The organism is Geodermatophilus sp. DF01-2, from assembly GCF_004571065.1.
Lineage (GTDB): Bacteria > Actinomycetota > Actinomycetes > Mycobacteriales > Geodermatophilaceae > Geodermatophilus.
On record NZ_SPQN01000018.1, the window covers coordinates 25757 to 51256 of the forward strand.

Consider the following 25500-nt stretch of genomic DNA (forward strand, 5'->3'; position numbering starts at 1 on the left):
GGGGAACCGCCCAGGCGGCACCCGTCCTCGCTCCTTCGGGTCAGGCCGCACGGACCGCATCACCGGCGGTCGCCGTCCGGGCCGTCGGGCGCCCTGGGGTACCCTGGGCTGGTTGCCCGGCGAGGGAGACGGTCCGTCCGTACTCCGTGATCGACGTGCCACGCTCCTGGACGGGGTGGATCCCCTCGACGGGCGTGCCGCGCCGTGTGCCGGCCACCGACCCGGATCCACTTCCCGAGGAGCACACCACCGTGGCTGACTTCCGCCTCGTCGCCGAGGCCCGCACCGAGTTCGGCAAGGGCAGCGCCCGCCGCACCCGCCGGGCCGGCCGCGTCCCCGCCGTCCTCTACGGGCACGGCCAGGACGTCGTGCACCTGTCGCTGCCGGCCCGCGAATTCGCCGCGGCCCTGCGCAACGGCGGCACCAACGTCCTGCTCACCGTCGTCCTCGACGGCAGGGAGCAGCTGGCCCTGACCAAGTCCGTGCAGCGCGACCCGCTGACCCGCGTCCACGAGCACGTCGACCTGCTCGTCGTGCGCCGCGGCGAGCAGGTCACCGTCGACGTCCCCGTGCACGTCGTCGGGGACGCCGCCCCCGAGACGCTGGTCAGCATCGAGCTGAACACCGTCTCGGTCGAGGCCCCGGCCACCGACATCCCCGAGGCGATCGAGGTCGACGTCACCGGCCGCGAGGCCGGCAACGGCGTCACCGCCGCCGAGCTCTCGGTGCCCAGCGGCGCCACCGTGCTCACCGACGCCGAGGCGCTGGTCGTCAACGTCATGGCCGCGCCCACCGCCGAGGCCCTCGAGGCCGAGCTGGAGGCCGCCGAGGCCGAGGCCGGCATCGAGCGCGAGGAGTCCGCGCCGGCCGAGGAGGGCGTCGGCGAGGGTGACGTCGTCTCCGAGCCGCAGGACCAGGGCAGCGGTGAGTCGATGGAGTCGGCCGAGAAGGGCTGAGGTCGACCCTGAGCGAGATCACTCCCCGCAGGGGCGCCGGCGACGTCGGCGCCCCTGCGGCCGTGTCCGAGGGGCCCTTCCTCGTGGTGGGGCTGGGCAACCCCGGCCCGTCCTACGCCGGCAACCGGCACAACGTCGGCGCGATGGTGCTCGACGAGCTCGCCGCGCGCGCCGGCGTCCGGCTCTCCCCGGGCAAGGGCGCCCGCGCCCGGGCGCTCTCCGGCGAGGGGCGGCTGGCCGGCCGCCGCGTCGTGCTGGGCCGGCCCACCACCTACATGAACGAGTCCGGCGGCCCGGTCCGCGGCCTGCTGGACTACCACCGCCTCCCGGTCGCCGACCTCGTCGTCCTGCACGACGAGCTCGACATCCCGTTCGCCAGCGTGCGGCTCAAGCGCGGCGGCGGCGAGGGCGGCCACAACGGCCTGCGCTCCATCTCGCGCTCCACCGGGACCAAGGACTACCTGCGGGTGCGCGTCGGCATCGGCCGCCCACCCGGCCGCCAGGACCCGGCCGACTTCGTGCTCAAGGACTTCTCGGCCACCGAGCGCAAGGAGCTCGACCTGCTCGTCGCCGAGGCGGCCGACGCGACCGAGGAGCTCCTCGCCCGCGGGCTCGAGGCCGCCCAGAACGTCGTCCACCCCCGCACCTGACCCGGTCGGGGCGGGTGAGCCGTCGTCACCAACGGGTGAACGGTCACCCTCCGCATTGACCTGCCCGTGACCCACTGTGATGGTGACTGCGGCGTCGGGCGCTCTGCTCGGGCGGACTCCCTGGTGACAGGCGTGTAGCGGCCCTCGCGCGAGTGATCCCGGCTACACGTTGTCACGCGCGTCCGGGGGGAACCGTGCTGCTCGACCACTCGACCGTCCGACCGGGGACGGCGTCCTGTCCACCTGCGACCACGGCGTCCACGGGGGCCACGGCGGCCAGCGCGGCCCCTGCGTCCCGGCCGCGGCTGCAGGCGGGCGCGGCGCCGTGGGTCGACCGCTACTCGCTCGCGCTCACCGGCTCGGAGGTCCTCGCCGCGGCGGGAGCCGGGGCCGCGGTGCTCGCCGGCCACCCGGACGCCTCGCCCACCACCTCGCTGTTCTGGGCCAGCGTGGCCCTCGTCGTCGTGTGGCCGGTGCTGCTGCACGCCACCGGCGCGCACGCGGAGCGGGTCTTCGGCAGCGGCAGCGACGAGTACCGGGCAGTCGGTACCGCGGGCTTCGTGCTCCTCGCCGTCGCCGGCTTCGTCTCCTACGCCGCCGACCTCGACCTCAGCCGGGCGCTGGTCGTCGTCGCCGTCCCGTCGCTGACCCTCGGCACCCTGTTGGGCCGCTTCGCCGCCCGCTGCGCGCTGCGCGGCCTGCGCGCGCGGGGGCGCTGCACCAAGCGGGTGGTCGTCGTCGGCCGGGGCGCCGCCGCTCTCGAGCTGATCGAGCGGCTGCGGCAGGAGCGCTTCGCCGGCCTGGAGGTCGTCGCCGCGTGCGTGACCCCCGACGACCGCGACCGGGTGGCCCGGACCGCAGGCGTCTCCGTCGGCGGGCTGGACGACGTCCTCACCCTGGCCGGCCACTTCGACGCCGACACCATCGCGGTCACCTCCGCCAGCGAGACCGCGTCGCAATACCTGCGGTCGCTGTCGTGGCGGCTGGAGGGCACCGGCATCGAGCTGCTCGTCGCCCCCGGCCTGATCGAGGTCGCCGGCCCGCGGCTGCACATCCGCCCGTTCGAGGGGCTGCCGCTGCTCTCGGTCGAGCAACCGCGCTTCGAGGGCTGGCAGCGGGTGGTGAAGGGCGGCCTGGACCGCGCGGTCGCCGCCGTCGGCCTGCTGCTGCTCGCCCCGGTGCTGCTCGCCGTCGCCGCCGCGGTCAAGGTCACCAGCCCCGGCCCGGTGCTCTACCGCCAGGAGCGGGTCGGGGTGAACGGACGGGCTTTCACCATGCTGAAGTTCCGCAGCATGGTCGTCGACGCCGACCGCCAGGTCGACGCACTGCAGGCGCAGAACATCTCCGACGGCCTGCTGTTCAAGATGCGGATCGACCCGCGGGTCACCCCGGTCGGCCGGCTGCTGCGCCGCCTGTCTCTGGACGAGCTGCCGCAGCTGTTCAACGTCCTCGGCGGCTCGATGTCGCTGGTCGGCCCGCGTCCCCCGCTGCCGGGCGAGGTCGCCCGCTACGACGCCTCGGTCAGCCGTCGCCTGCTGGTGAAGCCCGGGCTCACCGGCCTGTGGCAGATCTCCGGCCGCTCCGACCTGCCGTGGGAGGAGGCCGTGCGCCTGGACCTGCGCTACGTCGAGAACTGGTCGCTGGCGATGGACCTGCTGATTCTCACCAAGACGGTCCGCGCCGTCGTGAGCAGCTCCGGGGCCTACTGATCCGATGGCGCCGAACCCGGCGCTCCGAGCTGTCGTCGTCGCATCGTCGACGGCGAGCACGGTCAGGGAAAAGTGGCGTGCTAACCCGGAGGAGGCAGGCGGGATGGATGCGGTGCCGGATGGGGGCACGATGACATGGTGACCATGGCACACCGTGCGACGAGGCGTACGGCGCTGTCCACCACCGACAGCCCGGCCCTCGTGCTGGGCGACCGCGACCTCGCCGCTCCGCTGCACGCAGCCGGCGCCCCGGTGACCCTTGTGAGCCGTCCGACAGACATCGCTCGCTACTCCCGGTACGTGTCCAGGTGGCTGGCCGACCCCCGTCCCGACGACGACGCGTTGGCCGCCACCCTGCTGGCTGCCGCCCGGCTCGGCCGACAGCCAGCAGTGCTCTTCTACCAGCAGGACGATGACTTGCTGTTCGTCTCCCGGCGACGTCGAGAGCTGGCCCCGGACCTGCGCTTCGTGATCGCCTCGGCTGACCTCGTCGAGAAGCTGGTCGATAAGGCGGCGTTCCAGGACCTGGCGGCCCAGGTCGGCCTCCCGGTGCCCTGCGGACGGGTCCTCGACCTGACCGGACCGCTGCCCGCCACTGCGGAGCTATCCTTCCCCCTCCTAGTCAAGCCGCTGCGGCGGGAGAGCTCCTGGGACTCGGCCAGCGCCGCGAAGGCTGCCGTGGTCCGTGATGGCCGGCAACTGGACGACCTCGTGCGGCGGCTGGACGGCCGCCATGCCCGGGTGATCGTCCAGCAGCCGATCGACGGTCCCGAGTCACGCATCGAGAGCTATCACGTCTACGTCGACGCCACGGGACAGGTGGCGGCCGAGTTCACCGGCCGCAAGCTGCGCACGTACCCCCGGTCGTTGGGCCACTCGACCGCCGTCGTCACCACGGATGCCCCCGACGTCGTGCGGGTCGGTCGCGACGTCGTCGACCGGCTGGCGCTGACCGGGGTGGCCAAGCTGGATTTCAAGCGTGGTGCCGACGGTCGGCTGTGGCTCCTGGAAATCAACCCGCGGTTCAATCTGTGGCACAACGTCGGCGCCGCGGCGGGTGTGAACATCCCCGCGACGGTGCGGGCAGACCTGCTGGGACGGCCTCGGCCACGACGGGCTGCCGCCCGGCCCGGCGTGGCCTGGTGCCACGTTAAGCCCGACCTCCTCTCCGCCCGTGAGGAGGGGACGAGCGTGGGCAGCTGGCTGCGCTGGGCGGTGGCCTGCGAGACGAGGTCGGGCCTGGACCCAGCTGACCCGATGCCCCACCTCGTCGGCAAGCTCGCCGTCCCCCTCTATCGCCGGATCCGCCGGCGTCCGGAACGGCCGGACGGCACGTGAGGATCGGCGTCCTCTCCGACGTCCACGCCAACCTCCCCGCCCTCCGCGCCGCCCTGGAGGCGCTGTCCCGTCGAGGGGTCGACCAGCTCTTGGTCGCGGGGGACCTTGTCGGGTACGGCACACAGCCGAACGAGTGCGTCACCACGCTGGCCGAGGTGGGTGCGCGATGCGTGCTGGGCAACCACGACCTGTTCGTCCTCGACAGGCTGCCGCCCACGCGGTTCCCCGAGCTGGCACGTCGCTCCGCGCAGCTGCATCGCTCGTGGCTGTCCGCGGAGGTCCGGAGCTTCCTCGAGTCCCTGCCCATGGCACTGTCGGTCGGAGCCGTGCACATGGCCCACGGCTCCCTCGACAGTCCCGAGGAGTACGTCGTGTCGGAGCACCGGGCCTTCGAGCTGCTCGCCCGGCTCACGGACGTGGCACCGGGGGCAGACACCCTGGTCCTTGGTCACACGCACCAGCAGTGGCTCGTCGAGGTGTCCGGGGGCACGGTCCCGCGTCGCAGCACTGTGGTCGCCGCCACGGCGCCCCGGCTGATCAACCCGGGCAGCGTGGGACAGTCGCGCCAGCGCGAACGACGCCCCCGGGCCCGGAGCGCTGTCTTCGACGACGCAACGGGGGTTGTGGAGTTCCTTCAGGTGGACTACGACGTCGCTGCGAGCCGTCAGGGCCTGCGGGACCACGGGCTGCCGGACCGGTGCATGCACGCACCGCCGCGGCTCCGGGACACCGTGGTGCGGCGGGTCCGGGGAGCGGCCCACCGGGTGGAGCAGCTGCTCCCGTCCCGGGGAACGGGTCCCGCCTAATCAGGAGCCGGTCGCCGCACCACGGATCGAGCGCAGGGCGGTGACCAGGGCGGTCCTGCTGGTGGGAAGACGCCGGGCGGTGCGGATCCACCCCTGCAGGGTCTGCTTGGCGCGCAGCATCGCCGGGTAGCCGGCCGCCCCGACGATCCCCGGCCGGGCGCAGATCAGCCTCGTGTGCTCGATCCGCTCCGGGCGCCAGCGCAGCTTGTAGTCCTCTTCTCCACGCATCAGCGAATACCGGCAGAGGCCGTGCTCCACGGTCATCTCGACATCCCCGCGGATCAGGAGCGAGGCGACGTCGATCCGCTCCTTGAGCCGGGGGGAGATGCCGGCCAGGTAGTAGCCGAGGAGATCGTGCCCCACCAGGTTCACCTGGCTGCCCAGCATTTCGCCGTCCAGGCGGTGCTCTACCACGACGGCCTGACCGTCGGCGACCATCTGCGGCAGGGCCCCGGTGAGGTGCTCGACGAAGCGCCTGGTGAGGTGCTCGGCGTTGATGCCGCGCCCGCGCCACTGCTCCTCGTGAAGCTTCAGCATCGCCGTGACCGCGTCGACGGTCCGCTCCACGGGCACCTGGCTCGAGACGACCCCGAGGGCGTCGGTCTTGCGCAGCTTGCGCCGGATGACCGACGCGGTCCGGCCCGGGAGCCGCGCGAGCAGCACATCGAGGGGGACACCCGGCAGTTCGAGGGACGTCGCACCGGGCATCTGCGTTACGCGGCCGGGCCACTCGGCGGTCCAGTGGAGGGCCAGGGCGTCAGGCCGCAGCTCGGGGAGCTCGAGCAGTCGCCACCCCGGCTCCGCGAGGAGAGCAGTGGTCAAGACGTCCCGGATGGCAGCCGTGTTCTCTGTGAGGAGGACGTCGGTGTAGTCGCTGATCCCGGCCCCCAGAGGCACCAGGGCCGGCCAGCCGCGGCGGCGGACCAGGCACAGGGGGACCGCGGCCACCAGTCGGCCGGACGACCGGACGACGACGACCCGGAGGCTTCGCGGGGGACAGTAAGCCTGAGCCCACGCGGCGACCCAGGCATGGGCCAGAAAGGGCGTCGCGGTCGGGCAGGAGTCGTAGAGCTCCCGCCACTCGACTCGCAGGTCGTCCAACTCCTCGTGGGTCCGAATGACGGTGCTCTCCAAACCGCCGTCGCCGTTCACACGCATATGCCACGTGTCCCGCCTGGCGTGCGCCGTGCCTCCGTCCGGCTCCTGTTGCAGGGCCGCGTTCGGCCGTCCCCCGTCGACTGTGTGCCTCCCTCGTCAGCGGCACTGCGCGTCGGAACCGGCGCGTTGCCCCGTCGACGGCCGAGCATAGGCCCCGCGACCGCCCCGGCGGCCCGTCCGCGGGCAGCCTGACCCTTGCGAGGGAGCTGCCCCAGCGTCGGCGCGGACGCGCGCCGAGGCACCGCCAGGAGGGGTGGCATGGTGGATGACCCCCAGGGGTGAGTCCGGGCGGCGATGCGCCATGTCCTCCATACCCTGGCGCGCGTGATCATCCAGCAACCGTCCGCAAGCAGCCCGGCATGACGGCTCCGGCGTTCCTTTTGGTCGCTGTCGCGGTCGGTGTGCTGCTGGCCCTCCTGGCCTGGCGCGCGCTGCACCGGCCGGCGTTCGCGGTGTGCTGCCTGGTGGCCGCGATTCCTCTCGGCGGATTCGTCGTCGTCGGGTTCACGCTCATCCACCTGGTGTCGGTCGCGGTCAGCGCGGGTGGCGCCCTCGCCGCGGTGGCGGGCGCCGGCCGTGCCCTCCGCCCCTCAGCCGTGCTCCTCGCAGCTGCCGGTCTCGTGGCGGTCAGCCTGCTGTCGGTGCTGACCGCCGTCGACCCGGGTGCCTCGTTGCGCATGGCTGTCATCCACGTGATCGGGCTCGGGCTGGCCTGGGCCGCCGCCCGTGCCTGCCCGTCTCGCACGGACGTCCGCCTCGTCCTGACAGTCCTCACCGCGGTCGGCGGCGGGGTGAGCCTGTTCGCGCTGGGCACCACGGGCGACCTCACCGCCGCGCACGGAGGCAACGTGGTGGTTGGGCGGGCCACCGGTGTCTTCAGTCAACCGAACGAGCTGGGTCTGTTTTGCGGCATCGTCCTCGTCGTCGGGCTGGCGACCGCGACCGTGCACCGGAGCTTCGGCCTACGTGCCCTGTGCTGGGTGTCGAGCGCAGCGGCGGCCGCGGCCCTGGCCGTCAGCCTCTCGCGGGGAGCCTGGATCGGGACGGTGCTGGGCTGCTTGGTCCTCCTCGTCGTCGTCCCCGCGGTGCGACGGCTGCTCACCGCCGCCGCCGGCCTTGCGCTCGCCGGTCTCGTCGTCGCGATGGTCCTGCCAACGACGGGATCACTGGGCGTGCTTACTGCGCGGCTCCGGTCCCTGGTCGAACCCTCGAACCCCTACGACGACAGGCCGCTTATCTGGGCCGAGGCAATCCGGCAGGTGGCGGACGCCCCGTTGCTCGGTGTCGGGTCGGGGGGGTTCAGCCACGCCGCGGTCGCCGACGCCTCACCCCTGCGCAGCGAGCCCGCCACCCACGCGCACTCGATGGTGCTCGGGGTGTCCAGCGAGATGGGACTGCTCGGGCTTGCGGCATTCCTCGTCCTGCTGGTGGTTGCGGTGGCAACCAGTGTGGCCTCCGTCAAGCGCCTGGGAGCACAGGGCCCAACCGGTTCGGGCCTGCGGGCGATGACCGGTGCCGTGGTCGCCGCTCTGGGCGTCGTCCTCGGCCAGGGCCTGATCGACCTTCCGCTGGCGAATCCGCTGACCCAGACCACGCTGTGGCTGCTCGTGGGGCTCCTGGCCGCGATTGTGGAGATGGCACGACGGCCCCTTCCCGGGGACTCGTCGTCGGCCGTCCCACCGGAGCACCCGACCCCATTTCGAGTAGGGGGACCAGCGAAGACGGTGTCCGCGAGGCAGCGGCACGTCAATAGTGGTGCCGTGACCTCGACCAACCGCTGGACGTCGCTCGGCGACCTCCTGACCTCGTGGGTCGTCCGGGTGCCCGTGCGTCCGCCGGTGTTCCTGCTGGCCGCCGTCATCGTGGTCCTCGGTGCGCTGGGCCGGCTCGAGGACGGGAACAGCGCCCTGGCGTTGTTCGACCTGGACGGCGAGGGCAAGCCGCCAGCGGTGTTCGCCGCCGCGCTCCTCGGCTCGACCGGGGTCGGGTGCGTGCTGGCCGGGCGGGCCGGTCTGCCGTGGCGCCGGCGCTGGTCGATACTCGGGGCCTTCCTCGTCTTCATGGCCTTCGACGAGGCCCTCACGCTCCACGAGACGCTCTCCCGGTTGACCGGTGTGCCGTGGACCGTGCTGTACGCGCCCATCGTGGCGTTCGGCGGGATCGCTTGGGTGCTGGTCCTCCGCGACGTGTGGGCCGAGCAACGGATCCGCTATCTCTGGCTGTTGGGCGCGCTGGCTTGGGCGACGTCGCAGGTCCTCGAGGAGCTGCAGTCGTCGCCGGAGCAGGGGCGGGCGCCCGGCTACGACGTCTACGTCCTGTTCGAGGAGTGCCTGGAGATGACCGGAAGCCTCTGCTGGCTGCTCGCCATCGTGCTCGTCGTCCGACTGCGCTCCGGTGGACACGGTGGTGTCGGCCCGGCAGAGCGCTCGTCGGGACGGCGGATGACGCCCGTGCGGACGGGAGTCCGATGACCGAGACCCTCGACCAGAGGACCGTCCCCGGTCGGGAAGGTGGCGTGGGAGCCGCGCTCCGTCGCCGCTGGCGGTTCGCCCTGGCCGTCTTCCTGGTGATCGGGACGCTGGCTGCGGTGACGACGTTCCTGACACCCCAGAAGTGGGCGGCTCACGCGGTCGTCTCCTTCACCCCGCGCGTGGAGACGGGCATCTCCCCGGACAGCGTGGCGCTGGTTGCCCACCGGTACGCCGTCGTCGTCAGCAGTGACGCGTCGGCCGACAGCGTGGCCCGGCAGATGCCGGCGCTGGGCGGCGGCGAGCTGGCCGATGCGATCGGTACGGAGTTGGAGCCCGGGACCGGGAACCTCCGGATCTCCGTCGTGCTCGATGACCGAGAGCAGGCCGTTACCGCGGCGAACGTCGCGGCTCGGCAGCTGGTGGGCACTGCAGGGGAGGACCCGCTGGTGAACAGCTCCCTGTCGGCCGCGGCCACGGAGCGTGCCGCCGAGCGGACTCCGCCGCGGAGCGTGCTGCTGGCCGCCACGCTTGCAGCGGCGGCCCTGCTGGGGGTCGTAGCCGGCGTGCTCGCCGATCGCCTCGGGAACCGACCGCGGTGGAGGACCGACCGGGCCGGCGACTGACCGCCCCTCAGGGGCTCCGGTCGACTGTGCGGGGTCCGTCCCGCCGCTGTGCCAGGAGCCGCGCACGCCAGTTCAGTTTCGTTGTTGGGAGACAGATGACGGTGGGACCGGATGTGTCCGGAGACGTGCCGACCAAGCTGCGGCGACCGCTGGTGCTGATGTACCACGGGTTCACCGCGGCGGCGGATCCGCTGCCGGGCTGCAGCGATCCGCACGAGTTGCTCCTGCCCATCCGCCGGCTGGAGGAGCAGCTCACCCATCTGCGGGATCGCGGGTACGAGTTCCTCGACGTCGCGGGCTACCTGCGGGCGCTTGAGCGGCCGGTCCGCCGGCGGCGGGTGCTGGTCACGATCGACGACGGCATGCGGAGCGTCGGCGAGCTCGCCGCTCCTGTGTTGCAGGCCCACGGCGTCCCCTCCGTCCTCTTCGTCTCGGTCGGCCTGGTTACCGGCGCAGGCGAGCCACCGGCCGACGAGGTGGTCAAGCCCGACGGGCCGCTCCTGTCCGCTGACGAACTTCAGGCCCTGCCCGCCACGGGGATGGAGCTCGGCGTGCATGGGTGGGACCACAGCTCGCTCGTGGGCGCCGACGTGGACGCGCTGCGACTCGCCACCGCTGAGGCCCGCTCACAACTGACCGACCTCACCGGGACGACACCTCGCGCGTTTGCCTACCCCTACGGATGGCACGACGAGCGCGCGGCGGCGGCGGTGCGCGACAGCGGTTTCGACGTCGGCTTCTCCCTCTACAACGGGTCGGGACGGCATGCGATCGACCGGGTGGACGTCAAGCCCGGCGACACGCTCACCGCCTTCCGGGTCAAGTGCGTGCCCGGCTACCGCTCCATCTGGCGAGCCTCCCGCCGCGTTCCCGCGGTGAGTCGGGCCGCCCGGACCCTGACCTGGCGACGCGGATGAGCGGTCAGCCGTTCCAGGGGGAGGCGGCCCCGAGGGGGCGTGTCCTGTCCTTCGACCAGGTGGACGACGTCTTCGTCGAGCGGTGGGACCGACTGGCCGAACGGGCCTGTCCGGCCAACCCATACTTCGAGCCCGCCGCCACGCTCGCCGCAGCCGCCCACCTGCCCGACGGCCACCGTGTCCGGCTGCTGGTGGTCGAGGAGGGGCAGCAGTTCGATCACCTCACCTTCCTGCTCCCGGTCATCGACGCCGTCCGTTACCGCCGGGTTCCCGTGCCGGCGACGACGACGTGGCGGCACGCCCACTGCTTCCTCGGTACGCCGCTGACGGTTCCCGGCGCTGGGGCGGCCACCTGGCAGGTCGCGCTGGATGCGCTGGCGGATGCCGATGCCAGCCCCTGGCTGGCGATCGACCTGGTGGACGTCGACGTCGCGGCTGCGGCGCGCGAGGGGGCGCGCCGCTCCGGCCGGGCGGTCACGACGCTCGAGACCGTCGAGCGTGCGACGCTGGAGCGACGGCCGGTGGACGACTACGTGCAGACCTGCTTCAGCGCCCGACGTCGCAAGGACCTCCGCCGTCGCTGGCGGCGCCTGACGGAGGAGCTCGGTGCCGAACCCAGCCTCGTCGACCGGACCGACGTGGACACGGCGCTCGAAGACTTCCTCCGGCTGGAGGCCTCCGGGTGGAAGTCGCAGGTCGGCGGTGCACTCGCCGTCCGACCCGGGCACGCCGACTTCTTCCGCGGCATGTGCCGGGGCCTGGCACGGCGCGGACGTCTCCAGATGCACAGCCTGCAGACCGACGACCGGGTGGTCGCCATGGCCTGCCGCATCCTGACCCCGGACGCCGTCTTCGAGTTCAAGATCGCCCACGACGACGCGCTCTCTGCTCACTCGCCCGGCATCCTGCTCGCCCTCGAACAGGTCAGGGGCTTCCACGCGACCGGCCGACGGTTCGTCGACACCTGTGCCGCTCCGGAGGACGCCACGCAGAACCGCATCTACCCCGATCGCCGGAGGCTGACGACGGTGCTGGTGCAACTGCACGGCCGACGAGGGGACTGGGCGGTGCGCAACGCTGACAGGATCCAAGCGGCAGTGGACCGCATCAAACGCGGCCGTGAACGCATCGGGCAGCTCACGCGTGCCCGGGCAGTGGCGTGTGAGGCCGAGCTGCTGCAGAGCCGCGACGGCGGTTCGAGGGAGTCGATCGCATGACGCTGGCCGGGCCCGACGAGATGGTGCCGCAGGGCGCGTCCGGCGCCGGCCTGGGCACCGCACGACGCACCATGGCCAACGCCGCGGCCGGAATGGCAGCGGAGCTGCTCGGCAAGATGGCGACGTTCGCCTGGGTTCTCGTGGCGACCCGGCTGCTCGACCAGGCCGAGTTCGGCGCGCTCTCCTTCGCCATGGCCCTCGGTGCTCTGCTGCTCTACGTACCAGGGTGGGGCTTCGACATTGTGCTCATCCACCGGGGGAGTTCCCACCCGGGCCGGCTGGACCGGTACTTCACCGAGACTCTTACCCTGCAGCTTGGCCTAGGGCTCCTCGCCTACGGCACCGCGCTCGCCCTGCTCGGCTCGACGTACGGCGGTACGGCCACTGGCATCGCCGTTGCCGCCGTCGTCCTCTCGACCGCGCTCGACATCCTCTCGCTGACAATGCGGGACGCCGCCATCGCTCGTCAGCGGCAGGCCGGCATGGCGGGCGCCCTCGTCGTGCAGCGTGTCGTCACCGCGGTGCTGGTGATCAGCGCCCTGACCTCTGGGGGCGGTCTGCTCTGGACCGGCGTGGCGATCCTGACGGGTTCCGTGGTCGGCCTGCTCGGGCACTCGGTCGCCGTGCACCGAGTCGGGGTACGACTCCGGCCGGGGCAGGTGACGCCCTCCGGGCTGCGTGCCATGCTCGATGCCACCTGGCTGGTCGGGATCACCGCGCTCATCCTGGGCTCGCTGCCGCGCCTCGGCTCGGTCCTGATCCAGGCCATCCGCGGGGAAGCCGAACTGGCCACCTACGCCGTGGCGTTCCGGCTGGTAGAAACGGTGCTGTTCGTCGCGTGGGTCCTGCGCGACGCGATCTTCCCCGTGCTGAGCGCTCACCCTGACGATGCCCGGGCCGGACGGGTGTTGCAGACCGCCATGACAGCCGCCGCGGTCGTCTACCTGCCTTTCGCGACCGTGTGCACGGTGCTGGCGCCCGAGGTGATCGGGTTGCTGTTCGGCCAGCAGTACGCCGATCAGTCCGCCCTGACGCTGGTCCTCCTCGCGCCGACACCACTGCTGTTCGGGCTCGCCTACTTCCTGCTGGCCGGGTTGGCCGCCCACGCCCGCAACGCCGCGATGCTGTGGACGGCGGCCGTGGCGCTGGTGGTTAATCTCGGGTTGAACCTGGTCCTCATTCCCCTCTTGGGGAGCGAGGGGGCAGCACTGGCGACGTCGGTGACCTACCTGGCCCAACTCGTCCTGCTGTGGACGGCGCTGCGGCGAGTCGGCGTCCGTCCGGGTCTGCTTGGCCCCCTGGCGATTCCCGGGGCCGCCGCGCTGCTGCTGGCACTGGTCCTGTTGTCGGTCCCGGCTCCGCTGCCGGTGCTGCTCGCCCTGGGTGGCGGCGTCTACATCGCCTCGGCCTACTGGCTCGCACGTCGCTGGGCACCGGATCAGCTCCGCATGGTGCGGGAGACCTTCGGACCGGGGGAGGCCTGATGAACGATCAGCAACGCCATCGGCCCCTCAGGGTTCTGCACGTCGCCGAGCCTCGGGACGGTGGCGTCGCCCGGTACCTGGCGCAGGTCGCGCGTGATCAGGCCGACCACGGCTGGGCGGTGTCGGTGGCCACACCGCCGGATTCCGCGGTCGCCACGAACCTGCGCGACATCGGCGTGTGCGTCCACCCCTGGTCGGCCGAGCCCAGCCCGTCCCTGCGCACGCTGGCGGAGGTGCGCCGGCTGGCCTGCATCATCGATGAGGCCGATCCCGACGTGCTGCATCTGCACTCGAGCAAGGCCGGGCTGGTCGGCCGGCTGCTCATTCGGGGACGGATCCCGACGCTCTACCAGCCGCACGCCTGGGCCTTCCCCTCGCGCAGGTCGCCGATGCGCCAGCTCCTGCGGGGGTGGGAGCACCTCGCCGCCCGCCGCTGGTCGCGGGCCGTGGTGTGCGTCTGCGAGGAGGAGCGGGAGACCGGCCAGGAGGCGGGCATCGACGGGTCCCTGCTGGTGACCGTGCCGAACGGAGTCGACCTCGACCAGTTCCCGGCGGCCGGCCCCGACGACCGCACCGAAGCCCGCGCCGCTCTGGACCTTCCGTCCGGCCCTCTGGTCGTCTGCATGGCACGGCTGCACCGGCAGAAGGGCCAGCACCTACTGCTCGACGCCTGGCCTCGCGTTCGGGCGTCGGTCCCGGCGGCCCGACTGGCGCTGGTCGGTGACGGTCCGGACCGGCCCGAGCTGGCCGACCGGGCCGACGAAAGCGTGCTCTTTGCTGGTCACTCGGACCGTGCCGATCGCTGGTACGCCGCCGCCGACGTCGTGGTTCTCCCGTCGGTGTGGGAGGGCCTGGCCCTCACCTCCGTCGAGGCACTGGCCAGTGCCCGCCCGTTGGTCAGTACCCCGGTGAGCGGCAGTCGGTTGCTCATCGAAGCCGGTGCCGGCGAGGTCACGCCGGCCGGAGACGCGGTGGCGCTCGCCGATGCCCTCATCACGCGGTTGGCCGATCCGGGCCTGGCGGCCGCCGAGGGGACGGCCGGCCGCGCGTTCGTGGAACGTCACCACGACCTGCGCCATCAAATGGACCGGCTACGGCAGCTCACCTCTCAGGTGGCCGGGGTCGAGCAGTCAGCACGGCTGCGCGTGCACGTGGTTGCCGCACATGGAGTGCTGGGCGGTAGCGAGGGCTGGCTCCTGGACATGATCGATGCACGCGGGGATCTCGACGTCTCGCTCACCCTCCTGCAGGACGGCCCGTTCCGCGGCGAGCTCGAGCGGCGCGGGATCCCCGTGACCCTGCTCCCCGCCGGGCGCAGGCCCCGAGACGTCGCCCGGGTGCTGCCCGCGCTGACGCGGACGGTGCGGAGCGCCGCGGCTGGCGTCGTGATCGGCAACGGTGTCAAGGCACAGCTGGTGGCTGCGCCGGCCGCGTGGCTGGCCGGGCGGCCGTCGGTCTGGGTGAAGCACGACCACTCCTACGACCGCACCCTGGCCTTGGCACTGGGTCGGCTCTCCACGAGGGTCATCGGCACCGATGCCGCGGTGTTGCAGTGGGTTCGGCGTCGCGACGCGGTGGTGGTTCACCCACCCCGCCCGCGGACCCAACCGGAGCCACGGCAGGTCGCCCGTGGCCAGCTGCGGGCCTGGGGTGTCCCGGACGGCGAGCCCGGCCTCTGGCTCGGGATGGCGGTGCGCCTGGTGCCGTTCAAGGGTGTCGAGGACGCCGTCCGGGCGCTGGCCGAGCCGGCGGCCAGCCGGTGGCGACTGGTCGTGCTGGGCGAGGACGACCCCAGCGCCGTCGGTGAGACCGACCGACTACGGGCGGTCGCCGCCGCGCTCGGCGTTGCCGACCGGGTCCACCTCCTCGGCCGGGTGCCCCAGGCCGCCCGTTGGCTGGGCGCATTCGACGCCCTCGCGCTGCTGACCCGGCCGGCCGGACGGCGGGCGCCGCGGAAGGAGGGCTTCGGCGGGGTCGCCATGGAGGCGATGGTCGCCGGGGTGCCGGTCGTCGCCGTCGCCGGTAGTCCCGCGGCCGAACGGGCGGGGGAGGAGGCCGGGATCGCCGTGCGTCCGGGGCACCCCCGTGACTTGGCGCGTGCCCTCGGTGAGCTGGCCGTGGACGAGGTGCGCGGTCTGGCTGGCCGCGCGGCCCGGGACATCGGCGCACGGCATCCCGACGCCGCCGCGTGCGCCGCCGACTTCGTCGCCGTGCTTCACGACACGGCGCGCGGTGCCCGCGGCCGCTGACGCGGGCGTCCTCGCGTGAGGAGCACGATCGGCGCCGGACGGGGCGGCGACCTCGGTGCCTGCCCGGGGTCGCTCAGCGTGATCGGGTCACGGTCCCAGCAGACCCAGCGCCGTCTGCACCAGGCGAGCTGTCCGCCCGACCCGGCGGGCGCGGGGCCGGGGCACCAGCTCGTCGTAGATTCCCTCGAGGGCTGTCGGCGGCCGGTCCGGGTCGCGAAGCGGCACACCGGGCACCCCAGCCAGGAGGGTGACGATGGTGTCGGCCAGCTCCTCTGGCGTGCTGTTGGTCTCCGGGTGGCCCAGTGACACCATTGCCGGGATCGACCGCACCGCCAGCGGGCGGCCCAGCGCCTCGGCCTCCAGCACGGTCAGCGGGTTGCCCTCCCAGGCCGCTGTGTGCACGTACACGCTCGCGGAGCGGACCGCGTCGAGCACCTGAGCGCGGTCGACCCACCCGGTGACCTGCACCCCTCCGGCCCGCAGCTCGTCCTCCAGTTCTGCGGGGCCGGCGCCGATCCAGAGGGCGTCGACCTCCACGCCCCGGCGGCGTACGGCGCGCACCGTGGCGGTGAAGAACTCCGGGTCCTTCTGGGGCTCGACGCGACCGACCGTGACCAGCCGCGCAACGGGGTCCTCGGAGTGCGCGGCTGTGCTCGACCCTCCGGAGAGCAGGGACTGCTCGTGGTCCGGGAACGCCGCCACGTTGGGGACGAAGCGGACCGCGCAGCCGAGCCCCTCGGCCAGCTGTGCCTCATGGGGGCTCACGGCCACGACGACCCTGGTAAGCGGTGCCAGCAGTCGCTCGAGCCACCAGGCGGCAGTGCGCGCCGCCGTGGAGATGTCCGTGCGCTCGAAGTAGTAGGCGTGCGGGCTGTAGACGATTCGGGCGCGGTGGCGGAACAGGACCAGGCGGGCGATGAGGCCTGCCCAGGCGGAGTGGACGTGGACGACATCGGGCGGGGGGAGGTGCTCGTCCAAGCTGAGGAGCAGCTCCGCCATGCCCAGCGGGCCGCTGCGCCGGCTAGGCCGACGCGCGGTGAACGGGTCGGCCTCGCCCGTCTGATGCTGGGACCGCAGGCAGCAGAGCAGGACGTGGTCGTACCCCGGTGCCGAGCGGACGAAGTGGTGAATTGCGGTGGCGAGGCCTCCGCCCATCGCTTCGGTGACGTGCCAGACGACCGGCTGCGCCGGGCGCGGCTGCTCCGTGGTCTGCACTGGTCTCCTCGGGGTCTGGGCCGGACGTGATCGTCACCCGGTTCGCGCCGAGGTCTCCTCGAATCCGCGCATCTCGTCACCCGACAGGGGGTGCTGGAGCCGCGAATCACCCCCGTGGGGTGTGCGGCGCTACCAGCGACCCGCAAGCTCACCGGCGCCTTCCCCGCCGGGACGCGGGCAGCTGTTGGCGCCCGGGACTAACGTGGGCACAGGCCCCCCGCGCACCCGGCGCGACGTGCGTGGCCGCAGACCTCGGGAGACCTCTTCGTGACCCTCCGCGGCGTGCTCGACGTCGTCCTCACCGACCCCGGCATGGCCCGCGTCGTGGCCGCGGCCGGGAACGCCGAGCTGGCGGTCACCGCGCCGCCGTCCGTCCAGCCGCTGGTCGCGGCCGCGCTGGCGGCTGGGGGTGGGCCGGGTGCAGAGCGCGGTGGGGCAGGAGTGCCCGTCCTCGTCGTGACGGCGGGGGAGCGGGACGCCGACGCGGTCGCAGAAGGGCTGCGCTGCTTCCTGCCCGATCGGCGCACCGAGGTCTTCCCGGCGTGGGAGACGCTGCCGCACGAGCGGCTCTCCCCCCGCGCGGACACGGTCGGCCGCCGGCTCGCCGTGCTGCGCGACCTGACCCACCCCGGCGTCAACGGCGCCGTCGACGTCCTCGTCGCGCCGGTGCGCAGCGTGCTGCAGCCGCTGGCCCCCGGCCTGGGCGACCTGACTCCGGTCGAGCTGCGGCCCGGGGACACCGCCGAGCTCGACGACGTCGCCCGTGCCCTCGCCGACGCCGCCTACACCCGCGTGGAGCTCGTCGAGAAGCGCGGCGAGTTCGCCGTCCGCGGCGGGCTGCTCGACGTCTTCCCGCCCACCGAGCCGCACCCCGTCCGCGTCGAGTTCTGGGGCGACGAGGTCGACGAGCTGCGCTGGTTCTCCGCCGCCGACCAGCGCTCCCTCGACGAGCGGCCCGACCGGCTGTGGGCGCCGCCGTGCCGCGAGCTGCTGCTCACCGACGAGGTCCGCGAGCGCGCGGCCGCGCTCGGCGCCGAGCACCCCGGCCTGGCCGAGATCCTCGGCAGGCTGGCCGAGGGCATCGCCGTCGAGGGCATGGAGTCGCTGACGCCCGCCCTCATCGAGGGTGACCTCCAGCTGCTCACCGACCTGGTGCCGGCCGGCACCCACGTCCTGGTCTGCGACCCCGAGCGGGTGCGCAGCCGCGCCGCCGACCTGGTGCGCACCGCCGAGGAGTTCCTCGCCGCCGCATGGTCATCCGCTGCCGCGGGGGACCTCGCCGCGGAGGCCGGCGAGGCCCCGCTCGACCTGGGCGCCTCGTCGTTCCGGTCGCTGGAGGACGTCGAGGCCGCCGCCCGCGGCCGCGGCCTGCCGTGGTGGACGACCGGCGCCTTCACCCTGGGTGGGCTGGGTGACGACGACGTCGACGACACGCACGTCACCCTCGACGCGACTCCCGTCGAGCGCTTCTCCGGCGACGTCCCCCGCGCGATCGAGCAGCTGCGCGCCTGGTCCCGCGACGGCTGGCGGGTCGCCGTGACCTTCGCGGGGCCCGGCCCCGCGCAGCGCGCCGCCGACCAGTTCACCGAGGCCGACCTGGGCACCCGGCTGGTGCCCGACGTCGCCGCGGCCCTCGAGCCGCGGCTGACCCACGTCACCCAGGGCACCCTGGAGGCCGGGTTCGCCTTCCCGGGCGTCGGGCTGGCGCTGATCACCGAGCACGACCTCACCGGGCAGCGCGGCGCCACCATGCGCGAGGCCACCAAGATGCCGGCGCGCCGGCGCAACGCCGTCGACCTGGTGCAGCTGCAGCCCGGCGACCTCGTCGTCCACGAGCACCACGGCATCGGCCGCTACCTCGAGATGGTCAGCCGCACCGTCAACGGCGGGCAGCGCGACTACCTGATCGTCGAGTACGCGCCGTCCAAGCGGAACCAGCCGCCGGACCGGCTCTTCGTCCCCACCGACGCCCTCGACCAGCTGACCCGCTACGTCGGCGGGGAGGCCCCGGCGCTGTCCAAGCTGGGTGGCGCCGACTGGCAGAAGACCAAGGGGCAGGCGCGCCGGGCGGTCAAGCAGATCGCCGCTGAGCTGATCCGGCTGTACTCGGCGCGGATGGCGACCAAGGGGCACTCCTTCGGCCCGGACACCGTCTGGCAGCGCGAGCTCGAGGACGCCTTCCCGTTCCAGGAGACCCCCGACCAGCTCGCCGCGATCGACGAGGTCAAGACCGACATGATGAACCCGGTCCCGATGGACCGGATCATCTGCGGTGACGTCGGCTACGGGAAGACCGAGATCGCCGTCCGGGCGGCGTTCAAGGCGGTGCAGGACGGCAAGCAGGTCGCCGTCCTCGTGCCGACCACGCTGCTGGCCAACCAGCACCACAAGACCTTCTCCGAGCGGGTCGCCCAGTTCCCGGTGACGGTACGGGTGCTCTCCCGCTTCCAGTCCGACGCGGAGACCACGCAGATCCTGCGCGAACTGGCCGACGGCGAGGTCGACATCCTCGTCGGCACCCACCGGCTGCTGCAGCCGACCACCCGGTTCAAGAACCTCGGGCTGGTGATCGTCGACGAGGAGCAGCGCTTCGGCGTCGAGCACAAGGAGTACCTGAAGACCATGCGGACGGCGGTCGACGTCCTGTCGATGTCGGCCACCCCGATCCCGCGCACGTTGGAGATGAGCCTGACCGGCATCCGGGAGATGTCGACGATCCTCACCCCGCCCGAGGAGCGGCACCCGGTGCTGACCTACGTCGGCGCGTGGGACGACAAGCAGATGGCCGCGGCGATCCGCCGCGAGCTGCTGCGCGACGGGCAGGTCTTCGTCATCCACAACCGGGTGCAGTCGATCGACAAGGCCGCGGCCAAGATCCGCAATCTCGTGCCCGAGGCCCGCGTCGCTGTCGGCCACGGGCAGATGAAGGAGGCCGAGCTCGAGCGGATCATGGTCGGCTTCTGGGAGAAGGAGTACGACGTCCTGGTGGCGACCACGATCGTCGAGTCCGGCCTGGACATCCCGAACGCCAACACCCTGATCGTCGACCGCGCCGACACCTTCGGCCTCTCCCAGCTGCACCAGATCCGCGGGCGGGTCGGCCGGGGCCGCGAGCGCGCGTACGCCTACTTCACCTACGACCCCTCCCGGCCGCTGACCGAGACCTCGGTCGACCGGCTGACCACCATCGCGCACAACACCGACCTCGGCGCCGGCATGGCGGTGGCGATGAAGGACCTGGAGATCCGCGGCTCGGGCAACCTGCTCGGCGGCGAGCAGTCCGGGCACATCGCCGGGGTCGGGTTCGACCTCTACGTGCGGCTGGTCGGCGAGGCGGTCACCGACTACCGGGCGCAGCTGGCCGGCGAGGAGCCCCCGGCCGAGCCGGCCGACGTCCGGGTGGACCTGCCGGTCGACGCGCACCTGCCGCACGACTACGTGCCCGGCGAGCGGCTGCGGATGGAGGCCTACCGCAAGGTCGCCTCGGTGCAGTCCGACGAGCAGGCGCAGGCGGTGCTCGACGAGCTCACCGACCGCTACGGCACCCCACCGGCGCCGGTGCTCAACCTGCTCGCCGTGGCCCGCTTCCGGGCCGCCGTCCGGCGGTGGGGCATCACCGAGGTCTCGATGCAGGGCCGGGCGATCCGGATCAGCCCCGTGCCGCTGCCCGAGTCCAAGCAGATGCGGCTGGCCCGGTTGGCCGACGGCGCCACGTACAAGGCCGCCGCCGACACGATCTCGCTCAAGGTGCCGGTCGGCCCGGACCGGCGCACGCCGCTGCGGGACGTGGCGCTGCTGGACCACCTGCAGTCGCTGCTGTCCGCCGTCCTCGAGCAGCCGGTCGCCGCGGCGTCCTGATGCGGAGTCGCTCGAGCGCGGAAACCGCGCTCGAGCGACTCCGCCTGCGCCGTGCGTTCCGCCCGATGTGGCACCCTCCGAACCGTGCAGACGCGTCGCCTGACCGCATCGCTGGCCGCCGGCCTGGTCGCGCTCGCCGGGCTGGCCGGCTGCCGGACCGACCCGAACGTCGCGGCCTACGTGGGCGACGAACAGGTGACGGTCGACGAGCTGGATGCGGCGGTCGAGGCGCGCCTCGACGACCCGGCCCTGGCCGAGGCGACCGAGGGCCGGGAGGACGAGTTCACCCGGCTGGTCCTCACCCGGCTGGTGCAGGCCGAGCTCTACGACCTGGTGGCGCAGCGGTACGGCGTCACGGTGGACGACGGGGACGTGCAGGCGCGGCTGACCGAGCTGCTCGGCGGCGAGGACCCCGAGGCGCTCTACGCCCAGGCCGCTGCTCAGGGGGTAGGACGCGCCGACATCCTCGAGACGGTCCGCCAGCAGCTGCTGCGCCAGCGGCTCGCCGAGGCGGAGGGGCTCGCCGGTGGCCTCACCGAGGAGGAGCTGCGGGCCGACTACGAGGAGGCGCTGCCCTCCCTCTCGCAGGTCCGCCTCGGCTTCGTGACCGTCCCCGACCAGGCCGCCGCCGACGCCGCGGTCGCCGCGCTGGAGGCGGACCCGGCCGCCTACGCCGAGCTGGCCGCGCAGTACCCCGGCCCGACGACGCTGCCCGAGGTCGTGCCGCGATCGCCGGACCAGGTGCCGCCGCCGCTGGCCGACGCGGTCGCGGCCGCCGCGCCGAACACGGCCACCGCGGTCACCGTGCCCGACGTGCCCGGCGTCGTCGTGGTGTTCGTCGGCGAGCCGGTCGTGCCGAGCTTCGAGGAGGTCCGCCCCCAGCTCGAGGAGGCCGCCCGGGCCGAGGTCGACTCCGCCGCCCAGGAGCTGGTCGCCGAGGTCCGCGCCGACGTCGACGTCACCGTGAACCCCCGCTTCGGCACGATCGAGGGCGGCGCGATCGTTCCGGCCGACGGCGGCGCCGTCGACATCCTCGAGGAGGCGGGCGGCAGCGCTCCGGCGGCTGCCGGAGACTGACCGGGTGCCCGTCGCGCTCGCCGTCGCCGTCCACCCCTCGCTCCCGGGACTCCTGGGCCCGGCCGGCTGGCAGGCGCTGTCCGGCGGCCGCCCGGTGGTGGCCCTGCCCGGGGCGGCCCCGACCGCCGAGGCGCTGCGGGCGGCCGGCTGGGCGGTGGACGACGTCCCGGACGCCGCGGCCGCCGCCGCTCGGCCCGACAGCGTGGTCGCCCTGGTGCCGGCGGGCACCGAGGTCGACGCCGGTGAGGTCGTCGACGGCGTCCCGGTGCCTCCGGGCGCCCGGCTGCTCGACGTCGTGCAGGTGATGGACGTCCTGCGCTCGCCCGGCGGCTGCCCGTGGGACGCCGAGCAGACGCACGCCTCGCTGCGCGGCTACCTGCTCGAGGAGGCGCACGAGGCCTACGACGCGATCGTCGACGACGACCCGGCCGCGATGCGCGAGGAGCTCGGCGACGTGCTGCTGCAGGTCGTCTTCCACGCGCGGGTGGCCGCGGAGGGCGGGCCGGGGCGCCGCTTCACGGTCGACGACGTCGCCGGCGACCTGGTGGACAAGCTGGTCCGCCGGCACCCGCACGTGTTCGGGGACGCCGGTCCCCGCGACGTGGCCGCCGTGGAGGCGGGCTGGGAGGAGATCAAGAAGGCGGAGAAGCAGCGGCGCTCGCCGACGGAAGGGGTCTCGCGCTCGCAGCCCGCGGCGTCGTGGGGTGCGGCGCTGATGCGCCGGGCCGCCCGCGCCGGCCTGTCGACGCCGGAGCCCGCCGCGCTGACCTCGGCCAGTCCGGAGGAGCTGGGGGAGCGGCTGCTCGCCGTCGTGAGCGCCGCGGAGCGGCGCGGCTGGGACGTCGAGGACGCGCTGCGCGAGGCGGTCCGCCGCTACGCCGGCGAGCTGGACGCCGCCGCGCAGGACAGCCGGGAGGGATGACCTCACCACCGGCTCGACCACCGGGCGCCTGGCCGGCGCTTCGGTGACGCGGACAGTGCCGTTATGGTCCTCGTGCAGCGCGGGCCGGCTCGAGGGGCGCGTCCGCTCGGGGAGATGAGAGGCGAGGATTGGGTCGGCGCCTGGTCGGGGGGAGGCAGCCGGACGCGCTGTCCGGCCGGCAGCTGAGCCGACGAGCGTTCCTCGGGATCGCGGCCGGAGGTGTCCTGGCGTCGTGCTCGACCTCGCCGGCGGAACCCTCCTCGCAGCGCCCTCCGACCGCAGGCGACCGCTCTCGCCCGCGTGGCAGCGGCTCGCCGAATCCACCGTCACCGCAGCCGAGCGCCGAGGCGAGGACGGCCGAGCCTGCGGCCGGTGAGGTGACGCGGGCCGAGATCGTCGCCCGCTACGCCGGAGTGGCACCCGTCGCATGGGGGCTCGACGTGCCGGGGGTCGTGAACAGGCTGCCCACGCAGGAGCGCGTCGTCGCCTTGACCTTCGACGCATGCGGCGGCGCACGGGGAAGCGGCTACGACGCCGCTCTCATCGACGTGCTCCGGGCGACCCGGACCCCGGCCACTCTCTTCCTCAACGATCGATGGGTCCGCGCCCATCCGGCAGTCACAGCGGAGCTGGCCCGCCAGCCACTGTTCGAGATCGCGAACCATGGCACTCAGCACCGGCCGCTGTCGGTGACCGGCAGGTCCGCGTACGGGATCACCGGGACCGCCGACCCGGGCGAGGTCTACGACGAGGTCTTCGGCAACCATCAGAACCTGACCCGAGTGACCGGCGTGGCACCCAGGTTCTTCCGCTCGGGGACGGCGCACCACGACGACGTCGCCGTGCGGATCGCGCGGGATCTCGGAGAAGCGGTGGTGAACTTCGACGTGAACGGTGACGCCGGGGCGACGTTCGCACCGCAGGATGTGGCGGCTGCGCTGGAGTCCGCGGCGCCCGGTTCGATCGTCCTGTGCCACATGAACCAGCCCGGCAGCGGCACGGCCCGGGGCGTGGCCACCGCGCTGCCGAGGCTGGCGCGAGCGGGATTCCGGTTCGTCCACGTGTCCGACTACCTGTCGTAGTCGCGGCACGGCCGTCCTGGTGATGGACGAGTGGACCGACACGTCCCCCTCGAATCCATTCCCTGACCATCGCCCCTTCCGCGGGGCGGACAGCTGGAGTGGGCTGCCAGCCCCGGACCCGGACGTGCCGCAGCATCCGTGCAGCTGCCTGCTGTCCAGCTGCCTGCTGTCCCCGATGGAGCCCACCTGGACAGCAGCCTCGATCCGGCACTGGCCGGTCACGTGCGGGGAGGGCACGTCCTCCTCCCGTCCTCGCACCGTCCGGCCGCACCGCTCGTCGGGCCTCACCGGGGCGATACGTGGGCTCCTGCGGCCGCACGGAGGACCGGCCCGCCTGCCAGCCGGATCCCTTTCGGAAGAGTCTTCCGGGTGGTGACGCGCGGCTGACGAGGACCTCCGCGGCACCTGGTTAGGCTGCCCCCCGTGCCCAGCATCGACGCCGTAGGCGCGCGGGAGATCCTCGACTCGCGCGGAAACCCCACCGTGGAGGTCGAGGTCGCCCTCGACGACGGGACGATCGCGCGGGCCGCGGTGCCCAGCGGTGCCTCCACCGGCGCCTTCGAGGCCGTGGAGCTGCGCGACGGCGGTGAGCGGTACGGCGGCAAGGGCGTCACCAAGGCCGTCGACGGCGTCCTCGACGTGATCGGCCCCGAGCTCGTCGGCTACGACGCCGGCGAGCAGCGCCTGGTCGACCAGCGGCTGCTCGACCTCGACGGGACGCCGGACAAGTCCCGCCTCGGCGCGAACGCGATCCTCGGGGTCAGCCTCGCCGTCGCGAAGGCCGCCGCCGAGTCCGCGGGCCTGCCGCTGTTCCGCTACGTCGGCGGGCCGGCCAGCCATCTGCTGCCGGTGCCGATGATGAACATCCTCAACGGCGGGGCCCACGCCGACAGCAACGTCGACGTGCAGGAGTTCATGATCGCCCCGATCGGGGGTGCGACCTATGCCGAGGCGCTGGCCATGGGCACCGAGACCTACCACGCCCTCAAGGCGGTGCTGAAGGGCCGCGGGCTGTCCACCGGCCTGGGGGACGAGGGCGGCTTCGCCCCCGACCTGCCCAGCAACCGCGACGCCCTGGACCTCATCGCCGAGGCCGTCGAGAAGGCCGGCTACACCGTGGGCGAGGACATCGCCTTCGCCCTCGACGTCGCCGCCACCGAGTTCCACGCCGACGGCGGCTACGACTTCGAGGGCCAGACCCGCTCGGCCGAGTACCTCACCGACTACTACCGAGAGCTGGTCGACGCCTACCCCATCGTCTCGATCGAGGACCCGCTGTCCGAGGAGGACTGGGACGGCTGGATCGCGCTGACCTCGGCCCTCGGCGAGCGCGTCCAGCTGGTCGGCGACGACCTCTTCGTCACCAACCCGTCCCGGCTGGCCGACGGCATCGCCCGCAAGGCCGCGAACGCGCTGCTGGTCAAGGTCAACCAGATCGGCACGCTGACCGAGACGCTGGACGCGGTGAACCTGGCGCACCGCAGCGGCTACCGCTGCATGATGAGCCACCGCTCCGGCGAGACCGAGGACACCACGATCGCCGACCTCGCCGTCGCCACCGACTGCGGGCAGATCAAGACCGGTGCCCCGGCGCGCAGCGAGCGGGTGGCGAAGTACAACCAGCTGCTACGCATCGAGGAGGAGCTCGACGACGCCGCCCGCTACGCCGGTGCGGCTGCCTTCCCGCGGCTGGGCGCGGCGGCCGGCGAGTGACCGGTCCCGCCTGCCGATGAGCGCGGCGCGCGGCCGCCGCGGCGGACCGGGCGCG

General features: G+C 73.3%; 18 protein-coding genes. 16 read left to right on the forward strand and 2 right to left on the reverse strand.

Annotated features, from left to right (window positions below; genetic code table 11):
* Positions 1-251: 251 nt before the first annotated feature.
* The 5 genes from E4P41_RS07595 to E4P41_RS07615 all read left to right on the forward strand — a co-directional run bounded on the left by E4P41_RS07595 (position 252) and on the right by E4P41_RS07615 (position 5459).
* Complete coding sequence (locus tag E4P41_RS07595) at positions 252-956, forward strand: 50S ribosomal protein L25/general stress protein Ctc (protein WP_135140295.1); 705 nt, start codon at positions 252-254, stop codon at positions 954-956.
* Positions 957-1018: 62 nt separating this feature from the next.
* Positions 1019-1606 (forward strand): aminoacyl-tRNA hydrolase, encoded by a 588-nt coding sequence (pth, locus tag E4P41_RS07600; RefSeq protein WP_135140296.1) that lies wholly within the window; start codon positions 1019-1021, stop codon positions 1604-1606.
* Between the two features lie 194 nt (positions 1607-1800).
* Positions 1801-3315 (forward strand): sugar transferase, encoded by a 1515-nt coding sequence (locus E4P41_RS07605; RefSeq protein WP_245177173.1) that lies wholly within the window; start codon positions 1801-1803, stop codon positions 3313-3315.
* Between the two features lie 144 nt (positions 3316-3459).
* Positions 3460-4653, forward strand: a complete 1194-nt coding sequence (locus E4P41_RS07610) for an ATP-grasp domain-containing protein (protein WP_245177174.1) — start codon at positions 3460-3462, stop codon at positions 4651-4653.
* On the forward strand, positions 4650-5459 hold the full coding sequence (locus E4P41_RS07615) for a metallophosphoesterase family protein (RefSeq protein WP_135140298.1): 810 nt from the start codon (positions 4650-4652) through the stop codon (positions 5457-5459). Before E4P41_RS07610 ends, E4P41_RS07615 begins: the two co-directional genes overlap by 4 nt.
* Here E4P41_RS07615 and E4P41_RS07620 read toward each other — a convergent pair whose 3' ends face one another.
* Positions 5460-6407, reverse strand: coding sequence for a GNAT family N-acetyltransferase (locus E4P41_RS07620; RefSeq protein WP_135140299.1), 948 nt, complete (start codon positions 6405-6407; stop codon positions 5460-5462).
* Between the two features lie 569 nt (positions 6408-6976).
* Here E4P41_RS07620 and E4P41_RS07625 point away from each other — a divergent pair.
* The 6 genes from E4P41_RS07625 to E4P41_RS07650 all read left to right on the forward strand — a co-directional run bounded on the left by E4P41_RS07625 (position 6977) and on the right by E4P41_RS07650 (position 15578).
* Complete coding sequence (locus E4P41_RS07625) at positions 6977-9088, forward strand: O-antigen ligase family protein (RefSeq protein WP_135140300.1); 2112 nt, start codon at positions 6977-6979, stop codon at positions 9086-9088.
* 44 nt (positions 9089-9132) lie between these two features.
* The gene (locus tag E4P41_RS07630; RefSeq protein WP_135140301.1) at positions 9133-9711 is read left to right on the forward strand and encodes a hypothetical protein; all 579 of its coding nucleotides are present in this window, start codon (positions 9133-9135) and stop codon (positions 9709-9711) included.
* A 125-nt stretch (positions 9712-9836) separates the two neighbouring features.
* Positions 9837-10628 carry a polysaccharide deacetylase family protein gene (locus E4P41_RS07635; protein ID WP_167760962.1) on the forward strand — a complete coding sequence of 264 codons (792 nt, stop codon included), beginning with the start codon at positions 9837-9839 and terminating at the stop codon, positions 10626-10628.
* Positions 10625-11845, forward strand: coding sequence for a GNAT family N-acetyltransferase (locus tag E4P41_RS07640; protein ID WP_135140303.1), 1221 nt, complete (start codon positions 10625-10627; stop codon positions 11843-11845). Before E4P41_RS07635 ends, E4P41_RS07640 begins: the two co-directional genes overlap by 4 nt.
* A 71-nt stretch (positions 11846-11916) precedes the next feature.
* The gene (locus E4P41_RS07645) at positions 11917-13329 is read left to right on the forward strand and encodes an oligosaccharide flippase family protein (RefSeq protein ID WP_167760963.1); all 1413 of its coding nucleotides are present in this window, start codon (positions 11917-11919) and stop codon (positions 13327-13329) included.
* A complete protein-coding gene (locus E4P41_RS07650) occupies positions 13329-15578 on the forward strand; it encodes a glycosyltransferase (RefSeq protein ID WP_135140305.1) in 2250 nt (749 codons plus the stop codon). Before E4P41_RS07645 ends, E4P41_RS07650 begins: the two co-directional genes overlap by 1 nt.
* An 87-nt stretch (positions 15579-15665) precedes the next feature.
* On the opposite strand, the gene E4P41_RS07655 is transcribed toward E4P41_RS07650, so the two are convergent.
* Positions 15666-16793: a glycosyltransferase family 4 protein gene (locus E4P41_RS07655; protein WP_135140306.1), complete on the reverse strand. Its 1128-nt coding sequence runs from the start codon at positions 16791-16793 to the stop codon at positions 15666-15668.
* Positions 16794-17060: 267 nt separating this feature from the next.
* On the opposite strand from E4P41_RS07655, the gene mfd reads away from it, so the two are divergent.
* The 5 genes from mfd (at position 17061) to eno (ending at position 25445) form a co-directional block, all read left to right on the forward strand.
* Entirely contained in the window at positions 17061-20651 is a 3591-nt protein-coding gene (gene mfd / locus E4P41_RS07660; RefSeq protein WP_209307583.1) for a transcription-repair coupling factor, read from the forward strand.
* 84 nt (positions 20652-20735) lie between these two features.
* Positions 20736-21728: a peptidyl-prolyl cis-trans isomerase gene (locus E4P41_RS07665; RefSeq protein ID WP_167760964.1), complete on the forward strand. Its 993-nt coding sequence runs from the start codon at positions 20736-20738 to the stop codon at positions 21726-21728.
* A 4-nt stretch (positions 21729-21732) separates the two neighbouring features.
* Positions 21733-22650, forward strand: coding sequence for a MazG family protein (locus tag E4P41_RS07670; RefSeq protein WP_135140308.1), 918 nt, complete (start codon positions 21733-21735; stop codon positions 22648-22650).
* A 377-nt stretch (positions 22651-23027) separates the two neighbouring features.
* On the forward strand, positions 23028-23732 hold the full coding sequence (locus E4P41_RS07675; protein ID WP_209307584.1) for a polysaccharide deacetylase family protein: 705 nt from the start codon (positions 23028-23030) through the stop codon (positions 23730-23732).
* A 423-nt stretch (positions 23733-24155) separates the two neighbouring features.
* Positions 24156-25445 carry a phosphopyruvate hydratase gene (gene eno / locus E4P41_RS07680; protein WP_135140309.1) on the forward strand — a complete coding sequence of 430 codons (1290 nt, stop codon included), beginning with the start codon at positions 24156-24158 and terminating at the stop codon, positions 25443-25445.
* Positions 25446-25500: the final 55 nt, after the last annotated feature.